The organism is Thioclava sp. F42-5 (genome assembly GCF_002213195.1).
GTDB classification, from domain to species: domain Bacteria; phylum Pseudomonadota; class Alphaproteobacteria; order Rhodobacterales; family Rhodobacteraceae; genus Thioclava; species Thioclava nitratireducens.
The window spans coordinates 426,284-447,685 of record NZ_NBNZ01000002.1 but is presented as its reverse complement, the minus strand read 5'-3'; the positions used below and the strand labels follow the sequence as shown (position 1 = coordinate 447,685).

Annotated in this window: 18 protein-coding genes and 1 tRNA gene; 8 read left to right on the top strand and 11 right to left on the bottom strand. The window is 66.4% G+C overall.

Features of this window, described 5'->3' with window-relative positions:
• Positions 1-11 precede the first annotated feature (11 nt).
• Complete coding sequence (locus B6V74_RS07450) at positions 12-2,207, top strand: OmpA family protein (protein ID WP_088722412.1); 2,196 nt, start codon at positions 12-14, stop codon at positions 2,205-2,207.
• Between the two features lie 75 nt (positions 2,208-2,282).
• On the opposite strand, the gene B6V74_RS07445 is transcribed toward B6V74_RS07450, so the two are convergent.
• Positions 2,283-2,359 (bottom strand) — tRNA-Met (locus tag B6V74_RS07445).
• Positions 2,360-2,496: 137 nt separating this feature from the next.
• Here B6V74_RS07445 and selD point away from each other — a divergent pair.
• A complete protein-coding gene (gene selD / locus B6V74_RS07440) occupies positions 2,497-4,662 on the top strand; it encodes a selenide, water dikinase SelD (RefSeq protein ID WP_088722411.1) in 2,166 nt (721 codons plus the stop codon).
• Positions 4,663-4,836: 174 nt separating this feature from the next.
• Here selD and mnmH read toward each other — a convergent pair whose 3' ends face one another.
• The 3 genes from mnmH to B6V74_RS07425 all read right to left on the bottom strand — a co-directional run bounded on the left by mnmH (position 4,837) and on the right by B6V74_RS07425 (position 6,808).
• Positions 4,837-5,886: a tRNA 2-selenouridine(34) synthase MnmH gene (mnmH, locus tag B6V74_RS07435; protein WP_088722410.1), complete on the bottom strand. Its 1,050-nt coding sequence runs from the start codon at positions 5,884-5,886 to the stop codon at positions 4,837-4,839.
• Positions 5,886-6,470: a L,D-transpeptidase gene (locus B6V74_RS07430; protein ID WP_088722409.1), complete on the bottom strand. Its 585-nt coding sequence runs from the start codon at positions 6,468-6,470 to the stop codon at positions 5,886-5,888. Before B6V74_RS07430 ends, mnmH begins: the two co-directional genes overlap by 1 nt.
• A 131-nt stretch (positions 6,471-6,601) precedes the next feature.
• Positions 6,602-6,808, bottom strand: coding sequence for a DUF2892 domain-containing protein (locus B6V74_RS07425; protein ID WP_075774178.1), 207 nt, complete (start codon positions 6,806-6,808; stop codon positions 6,602-6,604).
• Positions 6,809-6,931: 123 nt separating this feature from the next.
• Here B6V74_RS07425 and B6V74_RS07420 point away from each other — a divergent pair, with 123 nt between their 5' ends.
• Positions 6,932-9,160: a heavy metal translocating P-type ATPase gene (locus B6V74_RS07420; RefSeq protein ID WP_088722408.1), complete on the top strand. Its 2,229-nt coding sequence runs from the start codon at positions 6,932-6,934 to the stop codon at positions 9,158-9,160.
• A 102-nt stretch (positions 9,161-9,262) separates the two neighbouring features.
• The gene (locus B6V74_RS07415; RefSeq protein ID WP_088722407.1) at positions 9,263-9,724 is read left to right on the top strand and encodes a lytic transglycosylase domain-containing protein; all 462 of its coding nucleotides are present in this window, start codon (positions 9,263-9,265) and stop codon (positions 9,722-9,724) included.
• A gap of 137 nt (positions 9,725-9,861) precedes the next feature.
• On the opposite strand, the gene B6V74_RS07410 is transcribed toward B6V74_RS07415, so the two are convergent.
• Both B6V74_RS07410 and B6V74_RS07405 read right to left on the bottom strand, forming a co-directional pair.
• Positions 9,862-12,369, bottom strand: coding sequence for an FtsX-like permease family protein (locus B6V74_RS07410; RefSeq protein ID WP_088722406.1), 2,508 nt, complete (start codon positions 12,367-12,369; stop codon positions 9,862-9,864).
• A complete protein-coding gene (locus tag B6V74_RS07405; protein ID WP_075774174.1) occupies positions 12,366-13,064 on the bottom strand; it encodes an ABC transporter ATP-binding protein in 699 nt (232 codons plus the stop codon). The genes B6V74_RS07410 and B6V74_RS07405 overlap by 4 nt, the downstream gene beginning before the upstream one ends.
• A gap of 40 nt (positions 13,065-13,104) precedes the next feature.
• On the opposite strand from B6V74_RS07405, the gene B6V74_RS07400 reads away from it, so the two are divergent.
• Positions 13,105-13,767, top strand: a complete 663-nt coding sequence (locus B6V74_RS07400; RefSeq protein WP_240497071.1) for an arylesterase — start codon at positions 13,105-13,107, stop codon at positions 13,765-13,767.
• A gap of 4 nt (positions 13,768-13,771) precedes the next feature.
• On the opposite strand, the gene B6V74_RS07395 is transcribed toward B6V74_RS07400, so the two are convergent.
• The gene (locus B6V74_RS07395) at positions 13,772-14,179 is read right to left on the bottom strand and encodes a hypothetical protein (RefSeq protein ID WP_088719671.1); all 408 of its coding nucleotides are present in this window, start codon (positions 14,177-14,179) and stop codon (positions 13,772-13,774) included.
• Between the two features lie 115 nt (positions 14,180-14,294).
• Between B6V74_RS07395 and hemF the strand changes: the two genes are divergently transcribed.
• Complete coding sequence (hemF, locus tag B6V74_RS07390) at positions 14,295-15,194, top strand: oxygen-dependent coproporphyrinogen oxidase (protein WP_088719670.1); 900 nt, start codon at positions 14,295-14,297, stop codon at positions 15,192-15,194.
• A gap of 193 nt (positions 15,195-15,387) precedes the next feature.
• On the opposite strand, the gene hemE is transcribed toward hemF, so the two are convergent.
• Positions 15,388-16,419, bottom strand: coding sequence for a uroporphyrinogen decarboxylase (gene hemE, locus B6V74_RS07385; RefSeq protein WP_088719669.1), 1,032 nt, complete (start codon positions 16,417-16,419; stop codon positions 15,388-15,390).
• Between the two features lie 98 nt (positions 16,420-16,517).
• Between hemE and hemC the strand changes: the two genes are divergently transcribed.
• The gene (gene hemC, locus B6V74_RS07380; protein WP_075774169.1) at positions 16,518-17,471 is read left to right on the top strand and encodes a hydroxymethylbilane synthase; all 954 of its coding nucleotides are present in this window, start codon (positions 16,518-16,520) and stop codon (positions 17,469-17,471) included.
• A 4-nt stretch (positions 17,472-17,475) separates the two neighbouring features.
• Here the strand turns inward: hemC and B6V74_RS07375 are convergent, their stop codons facing one another.
• Positions 17,476-18,036: a hypothetical protein gene (locus B6V74_RS07375; RefSeq protein WP_075774168.1), complete on the bottom strand. Its 561-nt coding sequence runs from the start codon at positions 18,034-18,036 to the stop codon at positions 17,476-17,478.
• A gap of 179 nt (positions 18,037-18,215) precedes the next feature.
• On the opposite strand from B6V74_RS07375, the gene B6V74_RS07370 reads away from it, so the two are divergent.
• A complete protein-coding gene (locus B6V74_RS07370) occupies positions 18,216-19,421 on the top strand; it encodes a hypothetical protein (RefSeq protein WP_088722404.1) in 1,206 nt (401 codons plus the stop codon).
• 4 nt (positions 19,422-19,425) lie between these two features.
• Here B6V74_RS07370 and B6V74_RS07365 read toward each other — a convergent pair whose 3' ends face one another.
• Both B6V74_RS07365 and B6V74_RS07360 read right to left on the bottom strand, forming a co-directional pair.
• Positions 19,426-20,235: an SDR family oxidoreductase gene (locus tag B6V74_RS07365; protein ID WP_075774166.1), complete on the bottom strand. Its 810-nt coding sequence runs from the start codon at positions 20,233-20,235 to the stop codon at positions 19,426-19,428.
• A gap of 40 nt (positions 20,236-20,275) precedes the next feature.
• Positions 20,276-21,355, bottom strand: coding sequence for a class I SAM-dependent methyltransferase (locus B6V74_RS07360; RefSeq protein WP_088722403.1), 1,080 nt, complete (start codon positions 21,353-21,355; stop codon positions 20,276-20,278).
• Positions 21,356-21,402 lie beyond the last annotated feature (47 nt).

Below are 21,402 nucleotides of genomic sequence, written 5' to 3'. Positions count from 1 at the left end.
AGGGAGACGACATGAAGACGTTGAAGACGACCACTGCGCTCGTTGCCGGCCTTGCCGCGCTGAGCCCGGCGATCCTGCCGTTCAGTGCGCTTGCCCAGGACAGTAACACCGCCGCTGCGGAATGCGTTGCGAAAGCAGTCGCAGACGGCACCCCGATGGAGCAGGCGAAAGCCGATTGCGAGGCCAATGCGGCGAATGCCGACGGCTCCGCCGAAGCCGCCGCAGGCACCGATCCGGCGAATGCAGATGCGCCGATGTCCGACAGCGAAGCCGATCAGGCTGCGAAAGCGGCGATCGAAGGCGCAGCCCCGCCCTCCGAACAGGACCCGGCCGCGAGCAGTGACACCCCCGACGCCAGCGCGAAAGCCGCAGTCGAAGGCGGCGCGGATGTGACCACTCAATCCGGGACCACGGGCACCGATGCCAACGCCGACGCGGCCGCTGCCGCGACGACCGATACCGATACGGCCACGAATGCAGATACGTCTGCCGAGCCCGACGCCACCGCATCGACCGATGCGCAGCCCGAGGCCGCGGCGCCCGCCGAGACCGACAGTGCCGCGACCGCGAACGGCGAGGGCACGACTTCAGCCGATACGACCGCGAAGACCGACGGGTCCGCGACCGCCGCGACCGATGGCTCGACCGGCGCGACGGCTGACGGTACGACCGACGCCACGGCTGACGGTTCGACTACTGCAGACGGCCAGACGAATGCCGAGACGACGGACACCATGAGCCCCGACACCACCTCGCAGGACGCCCCTGCCCCGGTGACCGACACCACCGAAAACGCCATGCAGAACTCGGCGGATCAGCCGGAGAGCACCGCGACGGCTGAACCCGAGGCGAAACCCGCTGGCGAGACCTCGACCGATACCACCTCCGACACTCAGGTCGTGCAGGAGGGCAATGGCGGATCGGGTTCCGACGTCGAGCCGAAGGTGGTCCAGCCGAAAGAGGCGACGACCGCAGATTCGACGAACGCCGACGCGAACACCACCGATGCGGCGAGTGCTGACGCGAGTGCCGAGGCGCAAACGGATCAACAGGCGAACACGCAGGACAGCTCGACCGCCGAGGCAACGAAGCTGCTCGAGAACGCGCTGACAGACACCAAGGCCGCGATCCAGGGCGAGGCTGTGCAGAACGAGGCGCTCAACGCACCGGCCGACAGCACCGACACCACCAATGCCACCGAAGAAACGGTGACCGAGGACACTGCGCGCAGCGCCTCGGAAGACTTCTCGACCACGGTCGACGCCAAGCCCGACGCACAGGCGCAGGCCACGGCCCAGACCGATTCGACGAAGAAGAAAAAGGACGGCCTGAGCACGCTCGAAACCGCGGCGCTCTCCGGTCTCGGCGCGCTCGCCGTGGGAGCGATTCTGAACAACGGTTCGAAAGTAGCCGTGAATTCGGGCGACCGCGTCGTGGTGCAGCAGCCCGACGGATCCTATCAGTTGGTGAAGGACGATAACGCGCTTCTGCGTCAGCCCGGGTCGAAGATTCGCACGCAGGACTACGCGGACGGCTCGTCGCGCACGATCGTGACCAAGCCGGACGGCAGCCAGATCGTCACCGTCTATGACGCGCAGCGCCGAATCCTCAAGCGGACGCTGGTCCAGCCCGACGGGACGCAATACCTGCTGGTCAATGACGCGCAGGGCGCAGACCCTGTAGATATCTCGGCGCTCCCCAAGCCCAAGCCCGTCGCGACGGTGTCTTCCAGCAACGAACAGGCACTGCGCGAAGCGCTGACCCGCCAGAGTGGCGTCGACCGTACCTTCACGCTTTCGCAGGTGCGCAACATCACCCCGGTCCGCGAACTCGCGCCCGCAATTACGGTCGAGAACATCAACTTCGAGACTGGTTCGGCAGCGATCCAGCCGGATCAAGCGCAGGCCCTCTCGGCTCTGGGACAGGCGATCCAACAGCGCATCGACGAGAACCCGCGTGAGCTGTTCCTCGTGGAAGGCCATACCGACGCCGTCGGCAGCGCCGCCTACAACCTTGCGCTCTCGGACCGTCGCGCGGAATCGGTGGCGCTGGCACTGAGCGAGTATTTCGACGTGCCCGCCGAGAACCTCGTGGTGCAGGGCTATGGCGAACAGGACCTGAAAGTGCAGACCGAAGGCCCCTCGGAAGCCAACCGCCGTGCCGTCGTGCGCCGGATCACCGATCTTCTGCGCACCGCCTCGAACTGAGGTTGAGCCAGAGACAAAAGCAAAGGGCGCCCCGCGGGGCGCCCTTTTCGCATCTCTCCCGAAAGAGGGGAGTAGTGGTGGCGAGGGGGGGACTTGAACCCCCGACCCCACGATTATGAGTCGTGTGCTCTAACCAGCTGAGCTACCTAGCCACTGGGGGGCTAACTAGGCAAAGCGGATCGTCCAGTCAAGGACGTTTTGCGGGAAAATTGCCCCCATTTCGCTGCGGCATATTGGGAATTGGCGAAGCCGCGCGCAAAGGCTAGGCAGGAGGAGAAAAGGAGAGACCATGCACGCCGCCCCTGCCCTGCCCCTCACACGCGATATCGTTCTGATCGGGGGCGGTCATACCCACGCGCTGGTGCTGCGGATGTGGGGGATGAAGCCGCTTCCGGGCGTGCGGCTGACGGTGATCAACCCCGCGCCTTCCGCCGCCTATTCGGGGATGCTGCCGGGCCATGTGGCAGGGCATTACACGCGCGACGAGTTGCAGCTAGATCTGGTGAAGCTCGCAAGACATGCTGGCGCGCGGCTGGTTCTGGGCCGCGCGACGGGAATCGATCGGGCCCGGCGGCTGATCGAGGTGCCGGGGCGTGCACCCATCGCCTATGACGTGGCCTCGATCGATATCGGGATCACGGCCGAGATGCCGCAGCTGCCGGGATTTCGCGAGCATGTCGTGCCCGCGAAACCGCTCGACGCTTTCGCCGATGCCTGGGACGCCTTCGCCGCCAATCCGCCCGAGTCGCCAAAGATCGCCGTGGTCGGCGGCGGCGTGGCGGGCGTGGAGCTTGCAATGGCCTGTGCACACCGTCTGCCACAGGCCCAGGTAACGGTCTATGAGGCCGCCCCCGAGGCGTTGCGCGCGCTCGGCACCGGCGCCCGGAACGCGATGCTGAAACACTGCGCACGGCTCGGCGTGAAGATCGAGACCGACGCGGCGCTGATCGGGGCGAGAAAAGGGCGGCTCCTTCTGGAAGGCGACCGCACAGCCGAGGCCGATTTCATCATCGGTACGGGGTCCACGAAACCCGCCGACTGGCTACCCGAAACCGGACTCGATCTGACCGACGGTTTCGTCACGGTCGGCCCGACGCTGCAAAGCTCGGACCCCGCGATCTTCGCCGCAGGCGACATCGCCCATCTCAGCCACGCGCCGCGTCCCAAGGCAGGGGTCTATGCGGTGCGCGAGGCCAAGCCGCTGTTCGCAAACCTGCGCGCTGCCGCTTCGGGCGGAGAGATGAAGACCTATCAGCCGCAGCGCGATTATCTGAAACTGATCTCCGCAGGCGGCAAGCTGGCGGTGGCCGATAAATGGGGGCTGCCATTGAACGGCGCGTGGCTCTGGCACTGGAAGAACCGGATTGACCGCAAGTTCATGACGAAGGTCCTAGATCTGCCCGCGATGCCGACACCACCCCTGCCACGCGAGCACGCGCTGGGGATCGCCGAGGTGCTGGGCAGCAAACCGATGTGCGGCGGCTGCGGCGCGAAGCTGGGCGGTCAGGCGCTGCGCGAGGCGCTATCTGACTTGCCCGCACCTGCACGCGCGGATGTGCTGAGCGGTCCGGGCGACGATGCCGCCGTTCTGTCCTGCGGCTCGCAAGCACAGGTCTTCACCACCGATCACGTCCGCGCCTTCACCGAAGATCCCTGGCTTCTGGGCCGGATCGTCGCGCTGCATGCGATGAGCGACGCCTGGGCGATGGGCGCGGCACCGCAGGCGGCCTTGGCGCAGGTCACACTGCCTCGCCAGTCCGAGGAACTGGGCGCGCGGGCCCTGCGCGAGATGCTGGGTGCCGCGTCGGAGGCGTTCCGCCAAGCGGGCTGCGATCTCGTCGGCGGGCATACCTCGATGGGCGCGGAGCTGACACTCGGCTTCACCGTGACCGGGCTGGCAGAGCGACCGCTGGGCCAAGACCGAGCGCGTCCGGGTGAGGCACTGATCCTGACCAAGGCGCTTGGAACGGGCGTGATCCTCGCCGCCGAGATGGCGAAGCATGCTCCCGGCGACGTGGTGGCAGGCGCGCTGGAGAGCATGGCCCGCAGTTCCGCCGACGCCTCCGCGATCCTCGCGCCCGTGGCCTCTGCGATGACGGATGTAACGGGGTTTGGTCTCGCAGGGCATCTGCTGGGACTATGCGAGGCGTCGGCTGTCTCGGCAGAGCTGGGCCTTGACGCGATCCCGCTGCTGGAGGGCGCCGAAGCTTTGGCGGAAGCGGGCGAACACTCGACGCTCCTGCCGCAAAACATCGCCAATTGCGCGGGCCGGATGACCGCGCCGCCGGGGCCGCGTACGGAGTTGTTGCACGATCCGCAGACCTCGGGTGGCTTGCTGGCGAGCGTGCCGGAGGCGCAGACGGCGGAGGTGTTGGCAAAGCTGGAAGCGGCAGGCTACCGCGCCGCGCGGATCGGGTCGATTGCGGACGGCCCGGCGTTCCTGCGGGTGCGGTGAGAGACGGGACGCGCCCGACCCTTGGGGGGGCGCTTTGACCGGCAGGTGGCTTGGCGCTTTATCTCGCAAGTCCGGAAGACATGCCTACTCGCGATGACATTGCCAATGCGCGCTCCCGGGGGGAAGGGTCGGGCGCGGCCCGGACAGATCGCCCGCGCCAATGGCTCACGCCCCTTAGCGCTCCGCCATCTCCTGCGCCTCTCTTACCACCTGCGCAGCTATCCCCTCGATCGCCTCCGGCGCGAGACTCTCAGCCTCGATCACCCGCTCCTGCTCCACATGACGCGCGCGGTGTTTCTCGTAGCGTGGATCATAATGGTCGCGCATCAATTCGCCCGCCAGCGCCGCATATTCACCGGCCTGCGCCTGTGCCTGCCATGCCGCGACCCGCTCTGCGGGCTGGAAGGGCCGCAACTGATCGAGCACCCCAAGCAGACGATCCGGGTCCGCCGTGATATCCGCATAGGCCCGCGCCAGATACTCCGCGCGCTCCGCCAGCGGCGCCCTGACCCGCACACGCGGCGCGTCCTTGATCGCAGCCCAGATCCCGCTCGGCAGTTGGAGATCGCCAATCTTTGAGCTTTCCGCCTCCAGCAGCACCGGTCGCGCCGGGTCGAGCGCCGCGATCTCCATGATCAGCCGGGTCTCGAAATCCTTCTGGCTCGACTGCCCGCCCTCCATCGCCCCGAAGAGAGAACCGCGATGATTGGCCAGCCCCTCCAGATCGATCACCTGCGCGCCCTGTGCCCGTGCCGCTTTCAGAATGTCGGTCTTCGCGGTTCCGGTATTGCCGTCGAGCACCACCACCGGACAGGGCATCGCCGCCTGTCCAGCCTCCACCACCAGCGACCGGAACGCCTTGTAGCCGCCCTCGACCAGCTCCACGCGCCAGCCGACCTGCTTCAGGATCGTCGCAAAAGAGCCCGAGCGCTGTCCGCCGCGCCAGCAATAGACCAGCGGACGCCAGCCGCCTTCCTTGTCAGCCAGCGGACCCTGTAAATGTTTGGCTGCATTCTGTGCCACCAGCGCCGCACCGATCTTGCGCGCGTCGAAGGGCGCGACCTGTTTGTAGATCGTGCCGACGCGGGCGCGCTCCTCATCGTCGAGCACGGGCAGGTTGATGGCGCCGGGGATATGATCCTCGGCGAATTCCGAAGGCGAGCGCACATCGATGATCGTGTCGAAATCGAGCGCGGCGACCTCGGCAATCGAGGTAAGTTTCATCAGTAGACAGTAACCTGCGTGCCGACGGGAACGCTGTTGAACAGCTCGATGACGTGATCGTTCACCATCCGGATGCAGCCGTTCGAGACCGCATGCCCGATCGACCGCGGCTCGGTCGTGCCGTGGATGCGGATCGCCGTGTCATGCCCATTCTGATAGAGATACATCGCCCGCGCGCCGAGCGGGTTCTCCGGCCCACCTTTCATGCCGTCGGCGTATTTCTTGTAGGCCCGGTTACGCTCGATCATCTCTGGCGTCGGGGTCCAGCTCGGCCATTTGACCTTGCGCGCTACCGTCGCCTTGCCGCGGAATGTCAGTTCCGCCTTGCCGACCGCCACGCCGTATCGCATCGCAACGCCCGGCGCGATGATGTGATAGAGGAAGAACTTGTCGGAAACGATGATGATCGAGCCCACCGGCAGATCCGGCTTCACCGCCACTTTCGTCGGGTAATATTGCGAGCCGATCGGCCAGCGCTTGGCCGGTCCGGTCTCGACGCTTTGCGCAGGTTCGGTTGCGGCAAAGGCGGGCAGGCTTGCGAAGGGCAAGGCGGCCAACGAAAGAAGAAAGGCGCGGCGATCCATCTCAAACTCCTGCAAATCCCGTGGCTTCATTCAAGAAAAGCCAAGGGCGAGGCTAGCAAAGCCGCCCCACCCTCTCAAGATTTGGTCTCGGGTCCGGAAAAGACCAGCGCCAATCGTTGCCGCTTTGTCGATTACTTACCGAAAGCGCAGCCCGATTTGACACCGAACTTGCCGAAGATCATTGCAGCCGGGCAGAAACCGGTGAAGGCCGATTGCAGCAGGTTCGCGCCGATGAAGGCAGTAAACCAGAGCCAATACATCGAGACATAAACGGCCAGCAGCAGCGAGATCAGGATCATCACGCCAGCAAAGGCAAAAATCGCACGGTCGAGGTTCATTCGAGGGTACTCCACGAAAAGGTTACGTTAAGACAGAATATAGCATCTCCTCAAGACAAATTCAATTGCTTGCATATGTCTAGCGACGCTTGACCGCAGCCCCGCGGGATCAGATAACGTCCCATGAGCGAAGCCACTTTCATAATCGACGCCATGCATTGCGGGGCCTGCACCGGTCGGGTCGAACGCGCGCTGATGGCACAACCCGGCGTTCAAAACGCCTCGGCCAACCTGATGGCGCGCAGCGCCCATGTCGAATTCGACGGGCCCGCCGACCTCGAGAGCCTCAAAACTGCGCTCGATCAGGCCGGCTATCCGGGCCGTCTGAAAGAGGAGATGGCCAGTGGCCCCAGCGCCGCCGAACGCCAGTTACAAGAGGCGCGCCAGCTCCGGCGGCAGTTCCTGACCGCGCTCGCGCTGACCGCCCCGGTCTTCGTGCTCGCGATGGGCGCGCATATGATCCCCGGCATGCATCACCTGATCGCCAGCACGATCGGGATCGAAGCAAGCTGGTGGGTGCAGATGATCCTTACCGCGCTGGTGCTGGCCTTCCCAGGCCGCGTCTTCCTCCGCATCGGCGTCCCCGCCCTGCTGCGCGGCGCGCCCGAGATGAATTCGCTCGTCGCGATGGGCTCGCTCGCCGCGTTTGTCTATTCCGCCCTCGTCACGCTTGCCCCCGGCGTTCTGCCGGAGGCCGCGCGCGGCGTCTATTTCGAGGCGGCGGCGACCATCGTCACGCTGATCCTGCTGGGTCGCTGGCTTGAAGCGCGCGCCAAGGGCCGGGCCGGCGAGGCGATATCGCGGCTGATCGGTCTGCAACCCAAGACCGCGCGTGTGCAGACCGAAAACGGGGTGGAGGAACGGCCGATCGAGGAACTCGTGCCCGGCGACATTCTTCTGCTTGCACCCGGCGAACGAGTCGCGCTCGACGGGGTAATCGCCGAAGGCGCGGGGCATATCGACGAGAGCATGCTGACGGGCGAGCCCGTGCCCGTCGCGAAATCCGAAGGCGATCCGATCACCGGCGGAACGGTGAATGGCGAATCCGCGCTGAGCTACCGCGTCACCGCAACCGGCGGCGACACCGTCCTGTCGCGGATCATCGCGATGGTCGAAGCTGCGCAGGGAGCGAAACTGCCGGTGCAGGCACTGGTCGACAAAGTCACCCGCGTCTTCGTGCCCGTGGTGATGGCGCTGTCGCTCCTGACCTTCGCGATCTGGATGATCGCCGGGATGGGTTTCTCGCACGCCTTCGTCGCCGCAATCTCGGTGATGATCATCGCCTGCCCCTGCGCGATGGGGCTGGCGACACCGGTCTCGATCCTCGTGGGCACCGGACGCGGCGCCGAGCTGGGCCTGCTCTTCCGCCGTGGCGACGCGCTGCAACGCCTCTCGGAAGTCGCGGTCGTGGGCTTCGACAAGACCGGGACGCTGACCGAAGGCCACCCCGCCCTGACCGATCTCGAGCCGCTCGCCGACCTGCCCGAGGCGGAAATCCTCGCGCTCGCGGCAGGCGCCGAGGCGCGCTCGGAACATCCGCTGGCCCGGGCGATCCTTGCCGAGGCCGAAGCGCGCGGCATTACCCATGCACCGGTCAAACGCGTCAAGGCGCTGTCCGGCAAGGGGCTGCGCGCGCAGGCCGAAGGCGCGAAGCTCTGGATCGGCAATGCCGGCGCGATGGCAGAGGCCGGAGCCGATATCACGCCCTATGCCGAACGTGCGAAGGCGCTGGCCGCGAAAGGCCGCACCCCGGTGTGGATGTCGCTCGACGACCGGCCAGTCGCGCTGATGGCGCTGTCGGACCCGATCAAGACAGAGGCGCGCGAAGCGATCGACGCTCTGCACAAGGCGGGCAAGCAGGTGGCGATGGTCACCGGCGACACGCGCGTCACCGCGGAAGCCGTGGGCCACGATCTTGGCATCGACCGGATCGAGGCCGAGGTGCTGCCCGACGGCAAGCGCGATGCAGTCGAGAGCCTGCGCCAGATCGGACCGGTCGCCTTCGTGGGCGACGGCATCAATGACGCCCCTGCGCTGGCGGCCGCCGATGTGGGCCTCGCGATCGGCACCGGCACCGATGTCGCCATCGAGGCCGCCGAGGTCGTGCTGATGCGCGGCGATCCGAACGGCGTCGCGATGGCGCTGGAACTGTCGCGCGCGGTGATGCGCAATATCCGGCAGAACCTGTTCTGGGCATTCGCCTATAACGTCGCGCTGATCCCGGTCGCGATGGGCATCCTCGTGCCCTTCGGCGGACCCGGCCTGTCCCCGATGCTGGCGGCGGGCGCGATGGCCTTCTCCTCGGTCTTCGTGGTCACCAACGCGCTGCGCCTGCGCCGCGCCCTGCGGTGATCCGGGCGTGGATCGGCAAGAGCGCGCCGAGGCCGGAACTCCACCCTTCCCAAGCGGCAAGGAGGGCGCTTAGCTGCGGAAGACCTCGATTGGAGCGCCCGCATGCTGACTCGTCGCCTCTTCCTGCTCTCGCTCAGCGCCCTCGCGGCCTGCGGCGGCTCACCACGCCCGATGGCGAAACCCGCTTATGCGCTGCCGCTCCACCGCAACGAGACGCCGGAAATCCGCGCCCTGATCAACCGCTACTCGGACCACTACGGCGTTCCGCGCACCCTGACCCACCGAGTCATCCAGCGCGAGAGCCGTTACCGCGCCGATGCCCGCAACGGCCCCTATTACGGGCTGATGCAGATCCTGCCGCAAACCGCGCGCGGCATGGGCTTTCGCGGCAAGCCGCATGACCTGCTCGACCCTTCGACGAACCTGAAATACGCCGTGAAATACCTGCGCGGCGCATGGCTGGTCTCGGACGGCTCTGAAGATCGCGCGGTCAAATGGTATTCGCGCGGCTATTATTACGAGGCCAAGCGGCGCGGCCTGCTCCGGGAAACCGGTCTGCGCTGACCCGCGACCTGCGCGTCCTCGAACTGAGGGACGCTCCGCGGGGGATATTTGCGCCAAGGCGAAGCAAAACGCTCTCTCTTCGGCTTGGCCGAAATATCCCCGCCGGAGGCATCCGGCCTTTCCACGCAAAGCTGCCCTCACTCAGGCGCGCGCAACACCCCGGCAGGCCGGGCCGCAAGCGGGCGCAAAGCGAAGACCAGACCCGCGAGCAGCGTCGCGATCACACCGCCCGCCACGATCAGAAGCGCAGGCATCGGGGCGAAATGGAACTCCGCGCCCATCACCAGATCGACCACGGCCCAGCCCGCGAGCCCACCGAACAGGATCGCGACCAATCCCGCCGCCGCGCCCATCAGCGCAGAGCGCAGCGCGAAGCTCGCTAGGATAGCGCTGCGCGTGGCGCCGAGCGTCTTGAGCATCGCAGCCTCCCAGGCCCGCTCGCGCTCGCCCGCCGCTGCCGCCCCGATCAGGACGACGAAGCCGGTGAGCAGCGTCACACCCGCGGCCAGCGAGGTCGCCCGGGCGATGGCCGAGAGCGCATCGGTCACGCGCTGCAGGGCGTCGCGCACGCGGATCGCGGTGATATTGGGGAAGCGTTCCGCCAGATCGCGCATCACCTGCGCCTCGGCGCTTGGCGGCGCGTAGATCGTGGCGAGCCAGGTATGGGGCGCACCGCGCAGCGCCGCGGGATCGAGCGTGAGGACGAAACCGATCCCGCCGGTCGAGAAATCCACATCGCGGAACGAGGTCACCTTCGCGGTGATGTCGCGCCCGAGGATGTTCACCGTGATCGTATCGCCGAGCTTCAGGCCGATCTCCTGCGCCTCCTTGGCCGAGAAGCTGGCCAGCGGCGGGCCGTTATAGTCCTTCGGCCACCACTCGCCCGCGGTGATCTTCTCGCGCGGGGTCTCGGCATAGGTCACGCCGCGATCGCCGCGCAGCACCCAATGCTCGCCATGCGTCTTGCGCGCATCCTCGCCGTTGATCTTGGTGATCACGCCGCGCAACATCGGCACGCTCTCGACCTTCGTGACTGCAGGCATGTCAGCCAGCAGGTCGGTGAAGGGCTGGATCTGGTCGGGCTGGATATCGATCACGAAATAGGCCGGAGCGACCTTCGGCAGATCGCGGTCGATCGCACCGCGCAAGCCGCTGTCGACTTGTCCCACGGCGGCCAGAACCGAGAGGCCGAGGCCGAGCGACAGGATGACCGAGCGCGCTTCGGAGCGCGGCCCGCCGATAGCGGCAAGGGCTGCGCGCAGCACGGGGCGGCCCCGGGCACGGTGCTGGGCGCGACGCGCGAGCCAGCGGATCAGGCTGGCGGAGAGCGTGAGGATCAGAAGCGCCACGGCGATGCCGCCGAGGCTAGCCAGCGTCAAGGTCCAAAGGCCCGAGAACCACGCCGAGACGGTGACGATGATCGTCAGAAGCGCTGCCGTCAGCAGAAGCGTGGGCCAGCCCGGCAGGCGGCGGCCTGCGCCGGTGTCGCGGTAAAGCGTCGCCGCGCGCATCTTCGACATGCGCGAGAGCGGCCAGAGCGCAAACAGCATCGCGACCAATGCGCCGTAGAGCGCGGCCTCGCCCAGCGGGCCGGGATCGAGGCCGATCTCGACCGGCAGTGGTAGCGCGCGTTCGATCAGCCCGGATGCGCCGAGTACGAGACCGGCACCAAGGACGAGCCCGGCGAGAATGCCCGCGAGGCCGAGGGCTGCGAGCTGCAGCAGAAACGCCGCGCGGATCGTGCCTCCGGTCGCGCCGAGCGCGCGCAGGGTCGCGATGGTGGGCGCTTTGCGTTCGATCCACGCAGCGACCGTGGCGGAGATGCCGACCCCGCCTACGGCCAGCCCGGCAAGCCCGACCAGCACGAGGAAAGAGCCCAGCCGCTGCACGAAACGCTCCGCCCCCGGCGCGGCCCGGCGGCGGTCGGACCAGCGCATACCTGCACCGTCGAACCGGGTCTCGGCCTGCTGTTTCAGCGTGGCGAGGTCGGTGTCTGGCGGTAGCGTCGCGCGGTATTTCGTCTCGAAGAGCGAGCCGGGCGACAGCAGCGGCGTGTTCTCGATGGCCGACAGAGAGACGATGGAATGCGGACCGAGGCCCATCCCCGTCCCGGTCGAATCCGGCTCGCGCACGATCCGCGCCATCATCACGAAATCCTGCCCGCCCAGCTGCACCTTATCACCAGAGCTCAGGCCCAGACGGTCAGCGAGGATCGGATCGAGGAAAATCCCCGGCAAGCCGCCCTGCCCCGTCAACGCGTCAGGCGCGACGGGCGGATCAAGCTGCAGCTTGCCGGTCAGCGGATAGGCCCCGTCCACCGCCTTCACCTGCGTCAGCGCGCGGTCGGCGGGATCGGTGCCGGTCGAAAGCATCGAGCGGAAGTCGATCACCTCCGAGACCGCCGTGGCGCGGTCGGTGATCCATTGCAGCTCCTCGGGCTTGGCGCGGCGATAGGTGAATTCGTATTGCGCGTCGCCCCCCAGCAGAACCGCGCCCTGATCCGACAGCGCACGTTCGATCGCGGAGCGCACCAGACCGACCGAGGCGATCGCCGCAACGCCCAGCATGAGGCAGAGCAACATCACCCAGAAGCCGCGAATGCCGCCGCGCAGCTCGCGCCGGGCGATGGAGAGCGCGAGGCTCATGCGGGGGTGCCCGTTGCAATGTGATCGCCCACGACTTCTCCATCACGCAGCTCCACGATCCGGTCGCAGCGCGAGGCCAGTTCAGGCGCGTGGGTCACCAGCACCAACGTCGCGCCGTGTTTCTCCTGCAGGCCGAAAAGCAGCTCGATGATCGTCTCGCCCGTGGCGCTGTCGAGATTGCCGGTGGGTTCATCCGCCAGCAGGATCGCAGGTCGCGGCGCGACCGCGCGGGCCAGCGCCACGCGCTGCTGCTCGCCGCCCGACATCTGGCTGGGATAATGGTCGAGCCTATGCGCCAGCCCGACGGCCTCCAGCTCTGCCGCGGCGCGCTCGAACGGGCGCTCCACGCCTGCGATTTCCAGCGGCATCGCGACGTTTTCCAGCGCCGTCATCGTCGGGATGAGGTGGAAGCTTTGGAAAACCACCCCCATATTACCCCGACGAAACCGCGCCAGCGCATCCTCGGACAGCTTCGAGAGATCGTGACCCAAAGCGGTGACAGACCCCGAGGTGGCGCGTTCCAGCCCACCCATCAGCATGAGGAGCGACGATTTGCCCGATCCAGACGGCCCCGTAAGCCCGACGCTTTCCCCTTTCGCGATGCTGAGGTCGATCCCGTTGAGGATCTCGACCGGGCCGGTATTGCCGTCGAGCGCGAGCCGCGCGTCTTTCAACTCAAGGATCGTTTCACTCATGCGCCGTCTTTCTTTTGCTTCAAAGGGATATGGGCCGCGCATGGGGATACGCAAGCGGATCGCGGCCGGTTTTATCGCCGCAGGGCTGGCTCTGAGCGCTGTGCCCGCGATGGCGGAGGTGTCGATCCTCGCGCTCGGGGACTCGCTGACCCAAGGCTACGGGCTCGATAATCCGACCGACGGGCTGGTCCCGCAGCTGCAAGGCTGGCTGCGCGATCACGGGCAGGATGTCAGCGTCATCAATGGCGGCGTCTCCGGCGATACGACGGCGGGCGGGCTGTCGCGGATCGACTGGCTCCTGACGCCGCAGCCCGATGCGGTGATCGTGGCTCTGGGCGGCAACGACCTGCTGCGGGGGTTGCCCCCGGAACAGGCGCGCGCGAACCTCGACGGCATCCTCGCGAAACTGCAGGCGAAGGACATTCCGGCACTGCTGGCAGGCCTTCCCGCACCTGGGAATTTCGGCCCGAAATACCAGAAGGATTTCGACGCGATCTATCCCGACCTGGCGAAGAAATACGATGCGGTTCTGGTGCCCAACCTGCTCGCCCCGATCACGGAGACTTCGATCGAGGAGCGCGCGAAGGCCAACCTGATGCAGCCCGACAATATCCACCCCTCGCCTGCCGGCGTGAAAAAGGTGGTGGCGGCGCTGGGGCCGAAGGTGCTGGAGCTTCTGGCAAAGGTGAAGCCAGGGAGCTGAGCGCTCAGCTCTCCTCTTCTGGATAAGCCGCCTTGCAGGCTGCGATCTGCGCCTCGGCGGCCTTCGACAGTTCCGCCTGCCGCTTCAACAGAGCCTCAAGTTTGCGCTTTTCGATTACCGGATCTATCGGGATCGGGCGCTGGCGCGTGACCGTGTAATCCTCGAGGCACATGCGCGGCTTCTGGATCACCTTGTCGCCCTTGGTGATCGTGTCGTAGCCACAGATTTCCCACCGGCTCGACGTGGTCTCGTAGCTCTGCCACGCATAGCCGCGCGCGAGATTGCCCTGCACCTCGCTGACCAGATCGGTGACGCGGCGCAGTTCGGTCGTGGATTGCCGGATACAGCGCTCCTGCGGGGTGCCGCAGGCGGCGAGCAGGACGAGCGGGATCAGCATCAGGGCGTGGCGCATGGGCGGTCTCCTTCGCGTTCAGCCTACGCCCGCTTCCGCCCGCGATCAATCGCGCCCTTCCCGCACTCGCCCACGCCTGCTAAGGATCACGCCAGAGATTTGGGAGGCCCGACGCATGACAGACACGGTTGAGGATTTCGACGCCCGCAAGGGCCGCGCGAGCCAATGGTTCTCGGACCTGCGCGACCGGATCGTGGCGGCGTTCGAGGGGCTGGAGGACAGTCATACCGAAGGTCCGCTGTCCGAGCAGGCGCCGGGTCGCTTCGAAGTCACCCCGACCGAGCGCAAGGGCCCCGCGGGCGAGGACCACGGCGGCGGCAAGATGAGCGTGATGCGCGGCGGTCGCGTCTTCGAAAAGGTCGGCGTGAACATCTCCACCGTCTGGGGCGAACTGGCCCCCCGCGCGCAAAAGGCGATGGCCGCGCGCGGCGTGCCGGGGATGGAGGAAGACCCGCGTTTCTGGGCCGCAGGCATTTCGCTGGTCGCGCATATGCAGAACCCGCATTGCCCCGCCGTGCACATGAATACCCGGATGTTCTGGACGCCCGGCGCGTGGTGGTTCGGCGGCGGCGCGGACCTCAATCCGTGTCTTGAGTATGACGAGGACACCGCGCATTTCCACGCCGAGATGCAGGCCGCCTGCGACGCTCATGACAAGACCTATTACGACCATTTCAAAGCCTGGGCGGACGAGTATTTCTTCATCCCCCATCGCGGCCGCGCGCGTGGCGTCGGCGGCATCTTCTACGACGATCTGAACACCGATGAGTGGGAGGACGATTTCGCCTTCACCCAATCGGTGGGCGCGGCCTTCCTGCCCGCCTTCCAGCCGCTGATCGAGAAACGCCGCGTGCAGGACTGGTCCGAAGAGGACCGCGAAGCCCAGCTGCGTCATCGCGGGCTCTATGCCGAATATAACCTCGTCTATGATCGGGGCACGAAATTCGGGTTGGAAACCGGCCACAATGCGGATGCGGTCCTGATGAGCCTGCCGCCCGTCGCGAAGTGGTATTGAAGGGCTGATGGCCTCATGGGCGCGAGGTGGAGGGGCGCTGCCCCACCCGCGCGCAGGCACGTAAACGGAAAGAAAAGAGGGGCGCTGCCCCTCTTCGCTTACGCGAATTCACCCCGGGATATTTTTGCCAAGAGGAAGAGATAGTTGCGCGCCCGAATACTCGGACGCGCGCGCTCTCGGTCGAAATCGCGTGTCAACCGTTGCGGATCGTCTCGACCATCAGCGCCACGTTCTCCGGATCGGCATCGGGAGTGATCCCGTGACCGAGATTGAAGATATGCGGCCCCTTGCTGAAGGCCTGCACCACGTGGCGGGTCTCGTCGATCAGCGCCTGACCTCCGGTGACCATATGCGAGGATGCGAGGTTGCCCTGTACGCAGCCCGACACCTGGACATGCTCTGCACCCCATTCCGGTGTCACCGAATTGTCGAGAGCGACGCAATCGGCGCCGGTCTTCTGATGGAAGCCGATATAGCCCTCGCCCGCCTCGCGCGGGAAGGCGATGACCGGCAGACCCGGGAAACGCGCTTTCATCTCGGCGATGATCTTGCGCGCCGGTTCGACGGCGAAGTCCTCGAAATCCTGGCCCTTGAGCGAGCCCGCCCAGCTGTCGAAGATCTTCACGACTTCGGCCCCGGCTTCGACCTGTTTCGAAAGGTATTCGATGGTCGAGACGGTCAGCAGGTCGATGATTTTCACGAAGGTCTCGCGGTCTTCGGCCTTCAGCGCATGCGCCGGACCCTGATCCTTCGTGCCACGCCCCGCGATCATGTAGGTCGCGACGGTCCACGGTGCGCCGGCGAAACCGATCAGAGTGGTCTCTTTCGGCAGTTCTTCCGAGAGGATCGAGACCGTCTCATAGACCGGATTCAGCGTCTCGTGGATGTCGTCCTTGGTCTTGAGCTTGGCGAAATCGTCGGCCCCGGTGATCGTCGAGAGGCGCGGACCCTCGCCTGTCACGAACCACAAATCGGCGCCCAGAGCCTGCGGCAGGAGCAGGATGTCGGCGAACAGGATCGCCGCGTCGAAGCCGTAGCGGCGGATCGGCTGCAACGTCACCTCGGCGGCCAGTTCGGGGGTGTAGCACAGCGACAGGAAATCGCCCGCCTTCGCCCGCGTCGCGCGATATTCCGGCAGGTAGCGCCCCGCCTGCCGCATCATCCAGACCGGAGGGGTCGGCAGCACTTCGCCTTTCAAAGCTCGCAGGATCGTCTTGTCGGTCATTCTGGCGCCTCCTCTTTGCCCCCTTCGACGCGACCTGTGGCGTCATGTCAAGCGCGGGGCTTCTTGCAAGGTCCATCTGTCGCGGATATTCCGGGGCCATGACACAGATGCCCGATGCGAAATCCCCGCTCAAGATCGGCACCCGCGGCTCGCCGCTGGCGCTGGCGCAGGCCTATGAGACCCGTGACCGGCTGATGGCCGCGCATGGCCTGCCCGAAGACGCTTTCGAGGTCGTGGTGATCAAGACCACGGGCGACGACCGGGCGATGATCGCAGCGGACAAACCGCTCAAGGAGATCGGCAACAAGGGCCTGTTCACGAAGGAAATCGAAGAGGCGATGGTCGATGGCCGCATCGATATCGCCGTGCATTCGATGAAGGACATGCCGACCGAGCAGCCCGAGGGACTGGTGCTCGATTGCTATCTGCCGCGCGAAGACGTGCGCGATGCCTTCGTCAGCTTGGAATACGACTCGATCATGGCCCTGCCCGAAGGGGCGACGGTCGGCACCTCCAGCCTGCGTCGCCGGGCGCAGCTTGCCCACGTGCGACCCGATCTGAAGCTGGTCGAGTTTCGCGGCAATGTGCAGACCCGGCTGAAGAAGCTGGCGGACGGTGTCGCGGCTGCGAGCTTCCTCGCCTATGCGGGGCTGCGGCGTCTGGGGATGGAGGACTCGGCGCGCGGGCCCATCGCCCCCGAAGAGATGCTGCCGGCTGTCGCACAGGGCGCGATCGGGATCGAGCGCCGGATGGCCGATGCTCGCGCCGAGGCCCTTCTGGCCCCGATCCATGATCTGGTGACCGAGCAGCGCCTGCTGGCGGAACGCGCATTCCTCGCGACGCTGGACGGCTCCTGCGAGACACCGATCGCCGGGCTCGCACTGATCGAGGGCGACCGGCTCTGGCTGCGCGGTCAGATCCTACGTCCCGACGGCTCCGAGGCGCTCGCGGGCGAACGCTGGGGCAATATCGACGAGGGCGCCGCGATGGGCGAACACCTCGCGCGCGATCTACTGTCTCAGGCGGGCGAAGGCTTCTTCGACTGGCGCTGAGCACTCAGCACAGAAGCTGACCCGCCGCGCGGCGCTCGAGCGCCCGCTCCATCTCGGGGATTTCGCCATCGCCGAAGCCGCGCAAGGCGAGGCGTTCCAGCGGGCTGATATCGCACCAGAGGTTTTTCAGCACCTTGTCGCGGCGCTTGCGCGGCACCTCGGCCAGACGCATTTCATAGATCTCGTCGGCCGCCGCCAGAAGACGCGGATGCAGGTTCTCGAGCAGCGGTTCGAAAGCGATGCGGGCGGATTTGGCGTTGCGGAGCCGCAGGATCGCCCCCTCGCCGACGGTCATCGTCTGGATCAGAGTCCAGTCCAGCACATCGGCTGCCCGGTGCGGCGGGATCGGGGCGTGACCGCTAAGGCCATAGGTCAGACAGAGCACATCGCGCTCGTCCCGTGGCATCGCCAGCACGACGCGGGCGCAATCCTGTTCCAAGGCAGTTTCGGCATCCTCCAGCCGCCCGAGGCGCGGTGTCGACACCTGCGATGGCGGCACCTCCGCGCGGACGAAGATATTGCGGATCACATTATCGAACTTCAGTGCGATATGACGCGAGAGCATGACACTTCCTTTTACATATACAACCTCTCCGCCCTGTCTTCTGAACGAGCTTTGCGGCACCGCCGTTCCCTCCCGAGAGCGGTTTTCCGCCGGGCTTTTCGCTAAGTCTTTGTAGGTCCACGAGGAAGGCTTGACGCCTCCCTCTTGCACTTGGTCGCCCGAAAGCGCAAAGCGGCGCCATGCTGCGCCCGATCCGCCTTGTCCTGTCCGATCCCGCCCTGCGCCTCGCCGCCGTGCTGCTCGTGCTGTTCGGCGCCCATGCGGCGACGATGGGGCCCTATGTCTCGGCGCTGGCGATCAAGGTGTTCGGCCTGTCGGATCGCGCCTATTCGGGAGTGCTGATGGTCGCCTCGGTGCTGTCGGTCTCGGCCTCGGTCGGACTTGGCATCCTCGCCGATCAGCGCGCGAACCGCCGGGCCATCGCACTTGGCACCTCGGCGATGCTGATCGCGGGCTCGGGGCTGGTGCTGGCGGGCGACAACTGGGTGGTCTTCGTGATCGCCAACGCGCTGATCCTGCCGCTCTCGGCGTCGATCTTCGGGCAGCTTTTCGCGCTGTCCCGTCTGGCGGCCTCGACCCATCCGGCAGAGGACCGACCCGCGATCCTCTCGACCCTGCGGGCACTTTTCGCGCTGCCTTGGGTCGTGGTGCTGCCGATCTGGTCGGTGATCTTCGATCAGGGGGCGGAGCTGACCTCGATCTACCCGGTGACGCTGACCCTCGGGGCCACGATCCTCTCGCTGACCTTCCTCTTCTGGCCGCGTGACGGGGCGACGCGCTGGCCCGACCCGAAATCGGGGCTGAGCTTCCGGCAATCCTTACGCGAGATGGCGAACCTGCCGATCCTTGCCCGCGTCGTGGCGCTTGGCACGATCAACGGAGCGGTGATGCTCTATCTCGTGGTGATGGGCTTGGTGTTCGAGGCGACGCCGGGCCGTGGGGCCGCCGATACCGCGCTCTATGCTGGCCTGATGGCGGGGCTGGAAGTGCCCTTCATGCTGGCGCTGCCGCTTGTTCTGGGACGGATCGAGCGGACGACGATGATCTGGGCGGGAGCCGCGCTTTACGCGACCCATCTGGGACTGATCCCGGTGCTGGCTGCAACGCCCTATGTCTGGTTTCTCGCCCTGCCCGGCGCGATCGGCGGCGCGGTCGTCCTGACCCAACCGATGGCCTATCTGCAGGACCTGCTGTCGAACCGGCCCGGCGCAGGAGCCTCGCTGATGGCGCTGCAAAAGCTGGCAGGCGATGGATTCTCCGCGGCAATCTTTGCCATCGGCACGGCTATTGCGGGTTATGAGCTGGCCGCGGCGGCAGGTGCGCTTCTGGGCGTTGCAGGCGCGGGCGCGCTTTGGGCGATGGACCGGCGCGCGGCAAGGTCCTGACCCCTTAGAAGGCCGGAACCTGCACGCGGTCCAGAAGGCTGCGTCCGCCGTCGACATTGATGATCTGCCCGGTGACGAAGCTCGCCCCCGAGGACGCCAGATACTGCACCGTCTCGGCCAGTTCCGACGGCGGTGCGATCCGGCCCAGCGGCGTGCCTTCGCAGATCGCCTCGCGCCAGTCGTCGTTTTCCTTCAGAGCATCCTGCAGCGAACGGCTCATCACCGAGGCGAAGCTGACACCGTTCACCCTAATCCGCTTCGGCGCGAGAGCCACGGCGAGCGAGCGGATCGCCTGATCTTGCGCAGCGCAGGCGATCGAATAGGCCATCAACTCGGGCTGGGTGCGGTTCGAGGCCAGCGTCGAGACATTGATGATCGAGCCGATCTCACCCTCGGTGCGACCCTCTTCCTCGGCCTGCTTGATCATCCGCTTCGCGGTCATCTGGCTGACCCGCAAAGCCGATTTCATGTTCTGCGACAGCATCGAGTCGAGTACGTCCACCGACGGTTCGAGCGGGTCGCAGGGCGCGAAGGTGCGTGCGCAATTCACCAGGATGTCGATCCGGTCGAACGCGTCCACCGTGGCCGAGAGCAGGTTCTTCACCGCCAGCTTCTCGCACAGGTCGCCCGAGAAATAGCGCACCGGCCCTTCGGTCTTGGCGGTGTCGCCCAGTTCGGCGGCAAGCTTTTCTTCATCGATATCGGCGAACATCACCTGCGCGCCGCGATCGACGAAATGGCGCGCGATGGCCTGACCGATACCGTGGGCTGCGCCCGTGACGATGACGGTCTTGCCGGAAACAGAAAGGGACATTGGGTGTCTCCTCGTGGATATTGAGGCAGGTTAGGCGAGCTTAGCGCCGCTTGCGAGGGGCAAGGGTACGTTTCGGCTCGGCTGTGGCGCGCATGCCCGCAGATTTCCCCGGGGTCTTTCCGGCCGGGATCGGCTTGGCTGCGCGGATGATACGAAAACGGGTGGAGGGGCCGCTGGGCGGCGTGATCTCTTCGATCTCGTGGAACGCGGTGGCGAGCGCGTCGGCATAGGGCAAATGGCGGTTCGCCACCATCCAGAGCGTGCCCGACAGCGACAGCATACCACGCGCAGCCTGAATGAAGGCCAGCCCCAGCGCCGGGTCTGCGCCGCGTGCAGCCCCGTGGAAGGGCGGGTTCATCACGACGGCAGTGTAGCGCTCTTCCGGCGCATGGCGCGTGGCATCCGCCCAAAGGAACTGTGCGCGCGGATCGGAAATGTTGCGTTTCGCGCAGTCCAGGGCGACCGCATCCGATTCCACCAGATCGAGACGCTCGACGCCCTTACGTGCAAGGATTTGCGCCGAGAGCCAGCCCCAGCCGGCGCCGAGATCGGCCACCTTCGCGGGCAGCGTCTCGGGCAGGCATTCGGCCAGAAGCGCTGAACCCTCGTCCACCGCATCCGCGGAAAACACACCCGGACGAGTCACGAAACCTTCGACAGGATGGATATCCCGCGCCGCCCAGTCGCTCAGCAGATCTGGGTCTGCCGCGAACCATGCGATCTTGCCATGGGCCTTCGCGATCGGCGCGGACAGGTCCACCCGTCCCCGCAATTCCTTGAGCAGCGAGTCGATCCCTTCGGTCTTCACCCCGTCGACATAGATCGGCCCGCCAGGAGCCACACGCTGGCACGCATCGGCGATCAGGGCGCGGGCCTCCGCCTTGGCGCGGGGCGCGAAGATGATCGCGGCGGCATAGCTGCCTTCGGCGCTCGGCGAGACGCGGAGGCCGCGCTGTGAGAGAACGTCGTGATCGGGTTTCTCGGGCTGGATCGCGACGAGGCGATCAACCGGCAGGCCGCCAAGGTCCAGCGTGCCCACGGGCGAAAACAGCGCAATGTCTCCCTCGGGCGGAAGCGCCTCGGGCATCTCGAGAGCGAGCGAAAGTCGCGGATGGCTCATGCAGGGAACCCTCTGAAAGAAACGAGCCCGCCAGATAGGCGGGCGCG